The 14,162-nt window shown below is 40.6% G+C and carries 10 protein-coding genes; 8 read left to right on the top strand and 2 right to left on the bottom strand.

Annotation, left to right across the window (positions count from 1 at the left end):
* Positions 1-197: 197 nt before the first annotated feature.
* The 4 genes from AC59IL_RS08895 (at position 198) to AC59IL_RS08880 (ending at position 4,957) form a co-directional block, all read left to right on the top strand.
* Positions 198-566: a BlaI/MecI/CopY family transcriptional regulator gene (locus AC59IL_RS08895; RefSeq protein ID WP_496551760.1), complete on the top strand. Its 369-nt coding sequence runs from the start codon at positions 198-200 to the stop codon at positions 564-566.
* Positions 559-1,893, top strand: coding sequence for a M56 family metallopeptidase (locus AC59IL_RS08890; RefSeq protein ID WP_496551759.1), 1,335 nt, complete (start codon positions 559-561; stop codon positions 1,891-1,893). The genes AC59IL_RS08895 and AC59IL_RS08890 overlap by 8 nt, the downstream gene beginning before the upstream one ends.
* 486 nt (positions 1,894-2,379) lie before the next feature.
* Positions 2,380-3,996 carry a serine hydrolase gene (locus tag AC59IL_RS08885; protein WP_496551758.1) on the top strand — a complete coding sequence of 539 codons (1,617 nt, stop codon included), beginning with the start codon at positions 2,380-2,382 and terminating at the stop codon, positions 3,994-3,996.
* A gap of 166 nt (positions 3,997-4,162) precedes the next feature.
* Positions 4,163-4,957: a nuclear transport factor 2 family protein gene (locus tag AC59IL_RS08880; protein WP_496551757.1), complete on the top strand. Its 795-nt coding sequence runs from the start codon at positions 4,163-4,165 to the stop codon at positions 4,955-4,957.
* A 154-nt stretch (positions 4,958-5,111) separates the two neighbouring features.
* Here AC59IL_RS08880 and AC59IL_RS08875 read toward each other — a convergent pair whose 3' ends face one another.
* Positions 5,112-7,829, bottom strand: coding sequence for a family 78 glycoside hydrolase catalytic domain (locus AC59IL_RS08875; RefSeq protein ID WP_496551756.1), 2,718 nt, complete (start codon positions 7,827-7,829; stop codon positions 5,112-5,114).
* A gap of 262 nt (positions 7,830-8,091) precedes the next feature.
* Here AC59IL_RS08875 and AC59IL_RS08870 point away from each other — a divergent pair, with 262 nt between their 5' ends.
* The 4 genes from AC59IL_RS08870 (at position 8,092) to AC59IL_RS08855 (ending at position 12,901) form a co-directional block, all read left to right on the top strand.
* Entirely contained in the window at positions 8,092-9,465 is a 1,374-nt protein-coding gene (locus AC59IL_RS08870; protein ID WP_496551755.1) for a UDP-N-acetylmuramate--L-alanine ligase, read from the top strand.
* A 225-nt stretch (positions 9,466-9,690) separates the two neighbouring features.
* Entirely contained in the window at positions 9,691-11,103 is a 1,413-nt protein-coding gene (locus tag AC59IL_RS08865; protein ID WP_496551754.1) for a hypothetical protein, read from the top strand.
* 416 nt (positions 11,104-11,519) lie between these two features.
* Positions 11,520-12,272 (top strand): hypothetical protein, encoded by a 753-nt coding sequence (locus tag AC59IL_RS08860; protein WP_496551753.1) that lies wholly within the window; start codon positions 11,520-11,522, stop codon positions 12,270-12,272.
* A 287-nt stretch (positions 12,273-12,559) separates the two neighbouring features.
* The gene (locus AC59IL_RS08855; protein ID WP_496551752.1) at positions 12,560-12,901 is read left to right on the top strand and encodes a hypothetical protein; all 342 of its coding nucleotides are present in this window, start codon (positions 12,560-12,562) and stop codon (positions 12,899-12,901) included.
* 30 nt (positions 12,902-12,931) lie between these two features.
* Here AC59IL_RS08855 and AC59IL_RS08850 read toward each other — a convergent pair whose 3' ends face one another.
* Positions 12,932-14,149, bottom strand: coding sequence for an aminotransferase class V-fold PLP-dependent enzyme (locus tag AC59IL_RS08850; protein ID WP_496551751.1), 1,218 nt, complete (start codon positions 14,147-14,149; stop codon positions 12,932-12,934).
* Positions 14,150-14,162 lie beyond the last annotated feature (13 nt).

Raw genomic sequence — 14,162 nt, 5'->3', positions numbered from 1 at the left:
TATAGGGCTCAATGTCATTCCGGTATGCCTTCAGGAAACGAAATTCAGCAACCCGTATAAAATCATGATTTTATGCGGGTTTTTTATAGCCACACAGCAGATTGATTTTCAATTGACTGAAAAATTTATTCAAAAATATTTTTCTGCCTAAATATTTAGGCATAATATTGCCTAAGAAATTAGGCAAAACAAAAATCATGAAAAAACTTACTGCTGCCGAAGAGCAGATCATGCAAACACTATGGAGTTTGGGCGAAGGTGGTTTTATGAAAGATATTCTGGAACACCTGTCGGCTACCAAACCTCATTATAATACCGTTGGCACCTTGTTGAAGATTTTAGTAGAAAAGAAATTTGTAGGTGTAAAAAATCCTAACCGCAACAACTTCTATTATCCGTTAGTAACAAAAGAAGAGTATTCTGCCAGTGGTATAAAATCCATCACCGAAAATTATTTCCAGGGGTCGTACACAAAAGTGGTTTCTTTTCTGGTAGATAAAAAAGAAATGTCGATCGAAGACCTGGAATTTTTGTTGAACCAACTTAAAAAGAAAGGAAATGAATAGCCATACTTTACTGCTCTATGTACTGAAATCAATTTTCATTTCAGGCGTTTTTACGGGCTATTACCAGATAGCCTTACGCAATAAAAGTTTTAATTCCTACAATAGATTTTACCTGCTGCTCAGCATGGCCTGCAGCCTTATCATTCCGCTTTTTAATTTCAACTGGTTCATCATCGAAAAACAGCAAATACCGGTTTCTTCTGCAAATCTGAGCTTTATTTCAACGCAGATCACCGATCATACTTCACCGGCTTTTACCTTGGTGGATATTATCTTTTACCTGGCGATCAGTATCAGCCTTTTGCTGATTGCCTTATTTGCCTTTAACATTTTTAAAGTTTATCGACTAAAAAAGAAATCGGCTGTTATGAAAATGAATGGCATTGATTTCATTTATACCAATGTTGACCACGCTCCTTTTTCTTTTTTAAATAATCTTTTCTGGAAGGAGTCCATTTCGCTGGATACAGCACATGGAAAGAAGATATTCAAACACGAGCTTACTCATATACATCAGAAGCATACGTTAGATATCATTTTTTGCCAGATCATTAATGCCATTTTCTGGATGAACCCATTTAACTGGCTTATTCAAAAAGAACTTAAAGCCATTCACGAATTTATTGCAGACAAAGAAGCGGTTGGCAACAACAACGTGGAAGATTTCGTGAAAATGCTTTTACAGGTGCATTACGGAAAACATTTTCTGAACCCTACACACGCATTCTATTATTCATCTATTAAACGCCGATTATTTATGTTAACATCATCAAACAAAACAACATGGGGCCCGGTGCGCAAGCTATTGGTACTACCGGTTACTTTAATAGTGGTTGCAACCCTATCTGTTTCAACCATTGAAAGCAAAGCCAATGCGATTGTTACGCCAATTGTTACCCCTATTATCGACCCGCAACAGCAAGACATCCCTTCTCCAGCACAACAGCCGAACATTTCAACCCATTCCTTTGCCAGGCAAGCGAAAAAAACTGTATTAAAGAACGATACAACGCCTGCGCCCATTAAAGTAATAGGATATGCATTAAAAAATAAACAGGATTCTGTTTCCCGGAGCGGAGAGGTCATCACGTTAACGGCTGATAAAATAATAATTCAATCAACAGCAAACAGGGATAGCACCCAAAAAGCACTTCCAAATGTTTTGTATTACATCAATGATCAACCAGCCACTTCGGATGATGTTAGCAAACTTGGTCCCGACAAGATAAAATTAATTAATGTATTAAAAGGAGAGGCCGCGATAAAAAAATATGTCAATGCCGGCATCAACGGTGCAATTGAAATTTTCACCAAACTGAATTTGTAATAGGAGAAAATTAATATTTAAGGGCCGGTTGCCGCCGGCCCTTTTTTTTGGCGTATGCACGTTAGTGCATAGCTTTGAAATACAATGAAAAATGATGGAATATTATTTGCATCACGTTATTATCTGAAATCTATACCAATTCTTTGGTAACGCACAAACTAAACTCATCAATTTCAAGAGGTGATTCAGCCAGGCCACCAAGTTCGATTTTATCATCAATATTTTTGGCAAAAGCATCTAAAGAATCTGAATGTTTCTTTGTCTATAGGGCTCAAAAATCTCGTCTCCTGAGCCAATTTGCTATATAAAGGAGTAAATAAACTTCCATCCCATTTTCATCACATTCCATCACATTTCTCAAAAAGTGTTTTGGCGATGTTTTAATGTTGCTGAAAAGTAAGAAAGATGAAAATAAGATGGCGGGAACATGAAATGATATTTGTTACCATTTTAACGTGGAAAAAATAACCAGGTAAAAATTTAATAATGAAAAAAACAATCATGTTACTGTTAACCTTCGGGTTAACACAGGCCCTGTTTTGCCAAAAAACAATCTCTCAAAAACTGAACGAATTAATGAATGCTTATTGTAAGGTCAATAAATTTAATGGTTCGGTATTGGTTTCACAAAAAGGTAAGATCCTGCTTGAAAAAGGTTATGGAATAAGAAATGTTCAGGCCAATACAATAAATGACCCTCATAGCATTTTTCAAATCTATTCTGTAACAAAAGCATTTACATCAACAGTAATATTAAAACTGGTAGAACAGAAAAAACTATCATTGTCAGATAAACTGAGCAAATTTTATCCTGAATTTCCAAAAGGCGATAGTATAACCATTGAACATTTGCTTACACATACTTCTGGCATATATGACTATACACGTGGTAACAATATGCCTGACCAAACTGAAAAATCTTTTATAAAATTTATAGAAACCAAACCTCTTGATTTTTCACCCGGTACCGGCTGGAATTACAGTAACTCCGGCTATTGGCTGCTCGGGTTTATTATTAAAAAAATAACAGGGATAACTTATGAAGAGGCTGTAAGGAAATATATTTTTAGCCCTTTACACATGAACGCGAGTGGTTTTGATTTTAAGAACTTATCCGATAAAAATAAAACAACCGGTTATGCAATCTTTTCTGATAATAGGAAAAAAGAAGCTGTTGTGTATGAATCACCGGGGCCATTTGCGGCCGGCGCTATTTATTCTACCGTAGGTGATCTGTATAAATTTCATAAAGGCTTGCAAAACTTTTCAATCATTAAAGAAGCATCTTTAAAAAAGGCGTACACACCATTCAGGAATAATTATGGATATGGTTGGATGATTGGTTCTTTTGAAGGGAAGCAGGTGGTTTCGCATAGTGGTGGAGCGGCAGGTTACAGAAGTAATTTTTTAAGGATTCCCGAAGATGATATTTGTATCATACTGCTGAACAATCATGAAAATGCATTTGTGGATCTGATCACAAAAAATCTTCTTCTTATTCTCTTTGACAAACCCTATAAATTACCTGCTGAAATTAAATTGGCCACTTCTGTATTGGCGCAATTTACAGGGGCTTTTTTGGTTAAGTCATCGTTTACCATGTACATCACTAAAGAAGATGGCAGGCTCGTGGCCCAGGCTTCGAAGCAGCAAAAAACAGTGTTATTGGCAGAAAAGGAAAATTATTTTTTTGCAGAAGAAGCAAATGGCTTCCTGGAGTTTACAAAGGATGAGAATGGAAATTATAATGAACTGGTTATACATCAGGGCGAAAAACAAATGAAGGCTAAAAGGATCTATCCAACATGGGGACTAACAGGAACAGCTACATCAAAAGGATGGGAAGAAAGCATTCCTGATATTCAACTTACCGAAGATTCCCTAAAAAGGGGCCTGTGGGTATTAAAAAATATTGCTTTAAAAAAAGGGCTTATGGTGTTTCGGTTAAATAACGATTGGGGCTATCATTATGGAGATAATGAGAACGATAAAATATTGGATATGTATGGTAAGGATATTGAAGTAGAAGCCGGCACTTATGATATAATACTTGATCTTAGGGATGAAATAGAACCTACATATACCATTTCGAAAAAAAATTAATATCCGGAATAGGGCAGGTTGCCGCCGTCCCTATTTATTACGGCGTATGGCGTCGGCGCATAGCTTTGAAAAACAATGAAAAATGAGGGAATGTTATTTGCAGTAAGTTCTATGTAGGATACAACCTTAATAAGTTTATGATATGGCAACTATAATGGTGCGATATATGGTCAATGACCTCGATGAGGCAGTATCGTTTTACACTAAATACCTCAGGTTTCAGGTAAGGCATCAGGTTAGCCCCAATTTTGCCCTGCTTTCGAAAGACAACCTGCAATTTGTGCTGAGCACTCCGTTCGGACCAGGAGGCGCCGCGAAACCTATGCCGGATGGAAGTAAGGCCGGGCCCGGCGGATGGAACCGGCTCATAATTACTGTGCGCGATCTCGAGGCAGAAATCGGCCGGCTTCGTGAGGCTCATGTGCATTTTCGAAATGAAATCGCAACAGGACCGGGTGGCTCACAAATTTTATTAGATGATCCGTCGGGAAATCCAATCGAACTCTTTCAGCCCGCTGAAGGTGGCGCATCTGATGCATTGAACGATGAAGCAGCGATCCGGGCGCTTGAAGACAAGTTTGCAGCGGCTTTCAACGCCGGAGATATTGACGCGATCATGAAGAACTACATACCTGATAAAAGTCTCGTTGTTTTCGACGTTGTGCCGCGAAAAGAATATCTCGGCGCTGACGCCTATCGCAGGAATTGGGTCGACTTTTTCGCACACTTCAGGGACACGCCGAAAATCGACATTACAGATCTCGGCATCACTGTCGATGGCAATGTCGGGTTCAGTCACAGCATCCAGCACGTGGTAGGTACCGACACCGGGGGCCATTCAATTGATCGCACGGTACGCGTTACCGACGGCTATTCTAAGGTCGGAGGCAACTGGCTGATAGTGCTTGAACATATCTCAGTGCCGGTTGATTTAACGACGGGTAAAGCAGACAACATATAACAATCTGCCGAACCTCTTGTGCTATCGTCCCGGGTCAGGGAATATCTGGATATTTGACAACGCACTTAATCAATTATATTAAACCGGCATCTAAAAAAGGCCTGCAGGAGCGGATCCTGAAGGCCTTCGTGTGTATAGCAATTTTATAATAACCTCACTGCTGCACTGCCCCCGTCACAAAATGATATTTCCCCGATCCTGTTTTAACCACTACATACTGATCATCTTTTCCTGTTACCTGTATTTCTTTTAGCTGCGATATCGGTTTGCCGCCTTCGATTATAGCCTCGGCTGTAGCTGCAGGTATGAATATGTCGGCCTGGGTATTGGCCGGTATCTCAACATCCAGCGTTAACTCACTTCCTTTCATCGACCAACTGATGCCCGCAGTACCATAGTTGGTTTGCAGCGTGGCAGCAGCGCTGGTTAAATTTCCTCCGGGATGCGGTTGTATTTTTATATGCTTATAACCTGCACCGTCTTCGTATGTATCGATGCCGGCAATTACCCGGTACATCCAGTCGCCAATGGCGCCATAGGCATAGTGGTTGAACGAGTTCATATTAGGGGTTTGAAAAGTGCTGTCGGGCTTTTGACCATCCCAACGTTCCCAGATGGTGGTAGCCCCCATTTTAACAGGATACAACCACGACGGATACGTTTCCTGTAACAGTAATTTATATGCGATATCGGTATGGCCAAAGCGGCTTAATACATGACAAAGGTATGGCGTGCCTAAAAAGCCGGTGGTGAGATGGTAGTTATAAGTTTTGATGTTTTGTACCAGCCGCTCTGCGGCCTGGCTACGTAACGAATCGGGTAGCATATCGAACTGAAGGGCCAGCACATACGCTGTTTGGGTGCCCGAAACCAGCCGGCCATTGGGCGTAAGATATTCCCGAACAAAGGCCGCTCTTATTTTTTGCAGCAATGCCTGATAGGTAGCCGCATCTTCGGTTTTTCCCAGCAAAGTAGCTGCTTTAATCAGTAATTCAGTGGAGTGTGCATAGAAGCATTGGGCAATGAGATATTTGTCGGTAACAGCGGCCATGCCATCGTTATCATCAAAAGGCCGGTAAAAAAGCCAGTCGCCAAAGTGAAAACCTGTTTGCCACAGATCGTTCTTACTTTGATTTTGCATATAGTTTACCCAGGCCTTCATGCTGTTATACTGGTTTTCCACGATTCTTTTATCGCCATAGGCCAGGTACATGTTCCAGGGAACAATGGTGCTTACATCGGCCCAGCCTGTAGAGGCTCCCGAATTTGGGCCCAATACATTGGGTATTACGTGAGGCACCAGGCCGTCGGCACGCTGGTCGGCCGCTACATCGTGCATCCATTTGGTAAAGAAATTATTTACACCGAAGTTAAAGGCTGCGGTTCGTGAAAATGCCTGTGCATCACCCGTCCAGCCAAGGCGTTCATCGCGTTGCGGGCAATCGGTAGGTACATCAAGGAAATTGCCGCGTTGTCCCCATTGAATATTATGTTGTAATTGATTGAGCAATGCGTTGGAACAAACAAAACTACCGGTGGGCTGCATATCTGAATACAGCGCTACGGCCGTAAAATTTTCAGGTTTTATTTCGCCGGGGTAACCTTCTACCAATATATACCTGAAACCGAAGAATGTAAAGTGTGGTTCTAATATCCGTTCTTCTTCCCCATCGAGTATATACGTGGCCGTTGCTTTGGCGGCACGCAGGTTATCGGTGTAAAAATTGCCATATTTATCCAGTACTTCAGCATGCTTTATCACGATGGAATTGCCGCTGTTTCCTTTGGCTTTTACCATTACCCATCCTACGAGGTTCTGTCCAAAGTCGAGCACTGTTTTGCCATTGGGCGTGGTAAGCACTTTTACTGGTTTGAATGTTTCGTGCTTTTTCACCGGTTCATTATACGTAGCAATCAGCACGTCTTTTGAATGCCCTGCGATCTGTACCGGACTCCAGGCGGCATCGTTATAAGCTGCTTTTGTCCAGCCTGTTTTTTCCTCACGCAGGTCGATCGTTTCGCCATTATAAATTTCAGCATAGCGGATAGAACCGGTCGAAGACTTCCAGCTTCCATCAGATAAAACCAGGTCTGTTGTGCCGTCGGTATAGGTAATTGCCAGTTGAAAAAGCAGGGATACATCGGTGCCAAACACGTCTTTGTTATTCTCCCAGGCAAGATGGCTGCGGTACCAGCCACTGCCTACCGATACGCCCACTGCGTTTTGTCCGCCTGCCAGCAGCGTGGTAACATCGTATACCTGGTATTGCAGGCGTTTGTTGTAGCTTGTCCAGCCGGGTGTCAGATATGCATCGCCCACACGTTGGCCATTGATCTGTGCCTCGTACATACCGTGTGAAGAAATGTATGCTCTGGCAGATTGTATTTTTTTATTTACAGCAAATGCTTTTCGAAAAAGAATAGCCGGTCGATTGATGGCATCTTCGGTAAAACCGGGCGAAATCCACTGTGCTTTCCAGTTACCGGTTGCTATCAGGGCCGTTTCAAAAGATGCCGGAGTACTCCAGGCTGTTGTGCCTCCGCTGTTGTCCCAAACGCGTACCTGCCATTGATACCTGGTGGCAGGCTGCAATGCATTGCCCGCATAAGGTACCTGCACCGATTGTGATGAGGCTACTTTTCCGCTGTTCCATACTATGTTTTTACCTGAAATTACTTTGATTTCCCAGGCTGATTGCGATGTGTTACGCTGGTTGCTTACGAGTTGCCAGCTAAAACGAGGAGTGGCAACGTCGATTCCGATGGGATTCACCAAATTTTCGGTGAGCAGATGTTGCAGAGTTATCTGACCCACTGCGCTCAAAGTGCTTAATAAAGTGCACAAACCTGCTACAAGCAGTTCTTTTTTCATTGGCCCGCATTTTAAATTTTGGAGGGTCAATGTAAGAAAAACCGGCAACTGTTCATCCTGTATTATCCTGCTTCAATTATAATATTGTTTTATCTGAACGCACGACACATTTGTAACAGGCATATCGTCTGATTTTTTGAGCAGGTATTTCTTTTGAAATTCTAATGCAAAACCGGCGGTTGATATAAGTCCGGCAATGTTTTTGTTTTTGGAACCCGGATAAAAAACGCAAAATGTTGCATTAAATATTTTTATTTGCACTATGATATCTTCTATCCATGATTTTAAGACTCCGTTCTTTATAGGAATAGCCGGTAGTGGTATGAGCGCAATTGCCCAGTACCTCAAGGGAATTGGTAAAAATGTTGCCGGAAGTGACCGCTTTTTCAAACCAGATGAATACAACGAATCAAAAGCTAAACTGGAGGCAGAAGGTATTGCCTGTTTTCTCCAGGATGGGGAGGGTATCACTGCCGCAACCGACCTGGTGGTAGTTTCTACAGCAGTAGAAGATACGGTAGTAGAAGTGCAGAAAGCAAAGCAACTGAATATACCTATTATTAAGCGTTCTGAACTGCTGGCAATGATCGCAGCCAGTAAAAAAACAATTGCTATCGGGGGTACAAGCGGCAAAAGTACTACCACTGCTATGTTGTTTGATATTCTTGAATATGCAGGCCTGCAGCCGAGCATTATCAGCGGGGCAGGATTGGTGAGCATTATCAAACAGGGAAAAATTGGTAATGCCAAAGTTGGTGCAGGCGAGTGGCTGGTAATAGAAGCCGATGAAAGCGATGGCTCCATTGTTCAATATAAGCCCGAGGTTGGATTGTTATTGAATATCGATAAGGATCATAAAGAGATTGAAATACTGCTCGATATTTTTCAAACCTTTAAGGAGAACTCGAAAAAGTTTGTGGTAAACCAGTCGCACCCGCTTGCGAAAAAATTTTCGCAATCTATTGAGCAGGATTTTTCATGGAATGATAGCGATGCCGGGTATAAAGCCACTGATTTTTCACAACAGGGACTGGCTATTTCTTTTAAAATAAATGGGGTACCGTTTAAATTAAATGTTGTTGGCAAACATAATATGGAGAATGCGCTGGCTGCTGCTGCTCTTGCTGCACAGGCTGGCGTGAAGTTGACGACATCCTCAGAATCACTAAGCAAATATGAAGGTATTTACCGCCGCCATCAGGTAATGGGAAATAAGAACGGAGTATGGGTAATAGATGATTTTGCACACAACCCGGTAAAATGCGCAGCTGCCATTCAGGCCTGTCAGCCTATTGCATCGAAGGTTATTGCCTGGTTTCAACCGCATGGATATGGGCCAACAAAATTTCTGCGTAATGATTTCGTACATGAAATTGCCAATGTTCTTCGCCCCGAAGATGAAATATGGATGAGTGAAATTTTTTATGCAGGAGGAACGGCTGTAAAAGATATTTCTGCCAATGATCTTATCAACGATCTGAAAGCATTAAATAAACCGGCTTTCTTTATTGAGAATAGAGAAGATTTTCTGGCCGCTGTCAAACCACATTTAACCAACAACTGCGTATTGCTGTTAATGGGAGCAAGAGATCCGTCGTTAGAGCAGTTTGCAAAAGATATGTGGGATAAACTATAAAATGTTACATTTCGCGCTTATTTCCTTCTCACTGTTTTGTCCATTTCATGTGCAAGTGTTTCTGAAAAAGCATTTGTTTGAGATGGTCATTTATACATCCCCATCGCTCCATCAAAACAATTTCCCTCAAAATTGAAGGTAAATACTCTTCATTTACCGTTAAAACACGGTTATTCTGTTAAGAAAACGCTCCTAAATTTGATTTTGTAGTTAAAAAATACATCTATGAAGGGAGTAATTTCTACATTATTAATGTCATTCATTTTTTTTAAGGCATTAGCTCAGGTTCCATTGTCTTCTTCGTTCAAAAAGGAATTGGAAATTGATTCAATTAAAGATGATACAGTTTATATCAGCAAATCTTCATTAAATAAGAAGATCAGGCAAGCGTTTGGACAGCTTTCCACTGGTCAATCCAACTCTTCTGTTTTATCAAATTATGCTGATGCAGATATTTTAAATGGGAAGCTCGGCTTTAACGGTGCTATGTCTCTCGGCAATCGTGCCTTTTTATCATTAAATGCGAATGCTAAAGTCAATAATTCTGTTTCTGAAATTTTTAATGGCTTTAAATTGAATAATAACACCAGTATTGATTTAAAAATACATGTCAGGTGTTACAGCATGTTTTATTATAGTGAAAAAGATGCTGCTGATTTACAGGAAGCTATTACACAGGCAAAAATCAAACACGACTTTAATAATAGTACAATTCAGTTTGATTCAAATTATACAACTGCATATATTAATGCGAGAAGTGCGGAGATTAACCCTATTAAAACTCAGCTGCGAGGCATCCGTGATTCAATTAATAATCACCTGGTATCTGATGAAAGGCGTCGTGTTTTAACACCCCTTTTTTATAAATTGATACTCGATTCTGCAGAATTAAAGCGAAAAATTGATTCTGCAAACTACTTGGTTAAGGATAAAAAAAGATATGAAAGACTTCGAAAAAAGAATGAAGAGGAGCTTGAAAACGAAATTAAAGAGTTAGAGCTCGCTGCACCCTGGCAATCCATGCATCTCGCATGGTTTACTTTTCGCATTAATCCTTTCAGACAAAAATTCTACCTGTACGATAGTTTGAAGACATTTGACAAACAAGTAACTGATACTTCTTTTGCATCAGCATACTTCGGGGTTGAGGGTAATTATTATTATTGGAATAAACGTTTCTCGTTCTATGGTAATCTTGGTTTTGGGTATCAGCATGATAATAATCTTGATTCTTTAGATTCATACGAATTAGTGGATACACGGGAAGATAAAAACGATGGCAATAGTCGAAAATTTACAAATAAATACAATGCCTATACGGGAAATTATAGAGAGACAAAATCCTGGAAGGCATACATAAATTTATATTTCTTTACAAAAGATAACAAATCAGCATTACATGCATTTGGAGATGCCCGCTTTTGGGAGAATGGTCCCACAGTTACCAATGTTGGTTTAGGATATGTTCTTTCATTCAAGTCACGAAAAGACGATAAAACAATCATTAATGCTGAACCTTATATACAGTGGCTCGATTTAGGAAATCATCTTAATTCGGATAAGACCGGTTTTAGGCGAAATAGCATAGGAATACGCATCGGACTGCCAATCAATCCGATTTCAGGTAAAAAAACATAGCACATGATAGTATCTCCATTACATTCTAATGTTTGGTTATTGGTTTGATCGTTGCCACGGGAACCGCCCAAAACACCTTCTCTTAATTTAGTGCGCCACAGTTCTTCGCCATTGGCGGCAAGAATAGCTGATACGTAACCGTTGCAGCCACTGATAAATATGCCTTTTTTCATAGATGAAGCTTAAAGTAAGACCGAGTTTAAAAAAAAGGTTAATGCGCGATTGCAACCTTTTTTGTGTAAGTCATTTTTGTGGCGGAGCATGGAATATTTTTTTGAAAACACGATGAAAGGTCGAAAAGTTGCGGCCGGTGAAATAACCCATTTACAAATCCTGTTCCACTACATTGTATTCAGCCATATGGCATCTTTCCCCCGGTGGTACATTTTTGGCTGCAACTATTAAAACAACTAATCATGAAAACAAAACTGGTTTGCCCCATAATGGCGGCATGTTTCGTCGTTATGGTTTCCTGTAAAAAAGGAGTAAGTGATAATGAGAGTGCTTTCCAGTCAATGCAATTCTCATCTGAAAAGAAAACAGGAGATATAAATTTCAATCCGGAGAACTTTACCAATAGCACCGTATTGACCAACAGGTATTTCCCATATCAAACACCAGGAAGGATGTACGTTTTTGAAAGCGAAACCCGGGATGGTTTTGAACGGGATGTACTCCAGCGCATTGACGCCGGCAAAGTAATCCAGAGCATAAATGTGGCAGTAATTAGCGATAAGGTTTGGCTAAATGATGTACTGTTAGAAAGCACCCTCGATTGGTATGCCCAGGATAATATGGGTAATGTTTGGTACATGGGGGAAGAAACGGACAATTATAATCCCGATGGTACCATTCGCGATCATGAAGGTTCATGGGAAGCTGGCATAAATGGAGCGATGGCCGGAATTATTATGCTTGCCAATCCACGGCAGGGGATTTCATATCAACAGGAGTTTTCGGCAGGAGTAGCCGAGGATAATGCGAAAGTTGAAGCTATTGGACTCACTGTACGGGTTCCATTAAATACTTATGAGAATTGTTTAAAAACAAAAGAATGGAGCAATCTTGAAAAAGGAGATATTGGGTATAAATTTTATGCGCCGGATGTTGGTATTGTTAAAGAGCAAGGTAAAGGAATTACCTCGGAGCTGGTTGCTATAGAGGAATAAATTTTTGCAGCGACCATACCGCCCGCCAGGCTGAAAGCCTGGCGGTTTTTTTAACTAACTACCTATTCAATCTTTATGTATTTTACCCATATGGTGCGAGTGGAGGGGGCGATTTACTGACAGTTGAATTATGTACCATATTAGTTCATTGATTGTATCAAAAACGAACAGCCGCTGTTGATTTTTATATTGTAATTATCTGTAAATCTTAATTTTAATTACTGGCATATTTTTTAACATAGAATGCTGATATTCATTGCAGAAGGCGCATAAGCACATTAAATTCTATGTTTACCAACTATCTCAAAATCGCCCTGAGAAATTTGCTCAAAAGCAGACTGTACTCTTTTATAAATATTACCTGGCTGGCGGCCGGCATGACCCTTGCCATGATCATCGGTTTATGGATATGGGACGAACTTTCATACGATAAATACAATAAGAACTACGACCGTATAGCCGCAGTGATGCAGCAAACCACCGTTAACGGCGAAGTGAGCACGAACTACCCCTGTCCTATTGCCCTGGCCAATGAATTGCGCAATAGTTATGGAAGCGAATTTAAACATGTTGTTTTATCATGGTGGAACCGCGACCACATCCTTTCTTTTGGTAACTCTAAATTTTGAGCTATTTGCTTAGTGCCTGGATTACATTTGTTATTGCACAATTTCCATTACTGCGTTAATAAACACGTCAATTTCCTCTGTGGTATTATAATAATGTGGCGAGGCGCGAATGGCCCACTCCACCTGTTTTTCATCAAAATCAATCACTGCAAAATTCCGGTAGCTGGGCACTACATTAATTTTTCGCTTTAATAATTCGTTGCAAAGGAATTTAGGTTCCGAACCTTTAACAGTGAAAGTAACCAATCCGCCAACTTCAGGTCCGTGGTCTAAAACTCTTACTTTATTTATCGCAGATAACTCCCGGCGCATATAGCCGGATAGTAATTTTATTTCCTGCCAGATCTTTTCTTCTCCAATTTGCAAACAATATTCAATGGCCTGTTTTGTACCCAATACAAGCGCATAGGCAAACTCCCAATCTTCGTACCGCATGGCATCGGCCCGTGGTTGGTATTTGTCTTTTTCAATCCATTCTGCCCCGCGCATATCAATAAACAAAGGCTCCAGGCCATACGCAAGTGCTTTATCGGAAATGTATAAAAATCCGGTGCCTCTTGGGCCTCTTAAGAATTTTCTGACGGTGACGCTTAAAAAATCGCACTGTAATTCCTGCACATCCAGTTTCATTTGCCCAATAGATTGGCAGGCATCTAAAATATACCAGGTTTTATCTGCATGATTTTTTATATAGCGGCCATAAATTTCTCCGATGCTTTTAACCGGTTGTACCAGACCCGAGTTGGTTGGAATATGCGTGATGGCCAGTAAGCGTGGCTGCAGTTGTGTGAGCTTTTGTTCCAGGTCGTTGAGGTCAACGCCTCCTTCCGGTGCATTTTTTATTCTTACGATTTCAGTTTCAAATCTTTTGCCGCATGAAAGGAATTGGATCTGATTGGAAATAAAATCGTCGTTATCTGTAAGAATGATATCGCCATGTTGAAATGGGATCGACGATAATGCACGCGTATAGGAATCGGTAGCGCTGGAAGTAAAAGCAATATTCGGGGCTTTGCAGTTTATCAGCCGGGCTGCCATTTCGTAAAATTGCTGAATGGCATTTGCCTGCAGGGCAGCAGCCTCATAACCCCCTATTTGAGATTCTAATTTTATATGTTCTAAAATACTTTGCGTTACTACATTGGGCATTAGTGCTGCACCGGCATTGTTAAGATGAATTACATTTTTGCAACCATCTGTATCATTTCTGAATGCAGCAATTTCTGTATTTGAAAAAATTCTATTCATGATTGATATAATT

This window comes from Niastella sp. sgz303648 (assembly GCF_059587045.1).
Note: the sequence above shows the minus strand (reverse complement) of the source record. Positions and strands in the feature narration are given on the sequence as shown.

What these genes read in the sequence shown, in the direction of transcription:
- AC59IL_RS08895 (WP_496551760.1), top strand. Translation starts at nt 198, where the DNA reads ATGAAAAAACTTACTGCTGCCGAAGAGCAGATCATGCAAACACTATGG.
- AC59IL_RS08880 (WP_496551757.1), top strand. Translation starts at nt 4,163, where the DNA reads ATGGTCAATGACCTCGATGAGGCAGTATCGTTTTACACTAAATACCTC.
- AC59IL_RS08865 (WP_496551754.1), top strand. Translation starts at nt 9,691, where the DNA reads ATGAAGGGAGTAATTTCTACATTATTAATGTCATTCATTTTTTTTAAG.
- AC59IL_RS08850 (WP_496551751.1), bottom strand. Translation starts at nt 14,149, where the DNA reads ATGAATAGAATTTTTTCAAATACAGAAATTGCTGCATTCAGAAATGAT.
- AC59IL_RS08860 (WP_496551753.1), top strand. Translation starts at nt 11,520, where the DNA reads ATGAAAACAAAACTGGTTTGCCCCATAATGGCGGCATGTTTCGTCGTT.
- AC59IL_RS08855 (WP_496551752.1), top strand. Translation starts at nt 12,560, where the DNA reads ATGTTTACCAACTATCTCAAAATCGCCCTGAGAAATTTGCTCAAAAGC.
- AC59IL_RS08885 (WP_496551758.1), top strand. Translation starts at nt 2,380, where the DNA reads ATGAAAAAAACAATCATGTTACTGTTAACCTTCGGGTTAACACAGGCC.
- AC59IL_RS08890 (WP_496551759.1), top strand. Translation starts at nt 559, where the DNA reads ATGAATAGCCATACTTTACTGCTCTATGTACTGAAATCAATTTTCATT.
- AC59IL_RS08870 (WP_496551755.1), top strand. Translation starts at nt 8,092, where the DNA reads ATGATATCTTCTATCCATGATTTTAAGACTCCGTTCTTTATAGGAATA.
- AC59IL_RS08875 (WP_496551756.1), bottom strand. Translation starts at nt 7,829, where the DNA reads ATGAAAAAAGAACTGCTTGTAGCAGGTTTGTGCACTTTATTAAGCACT.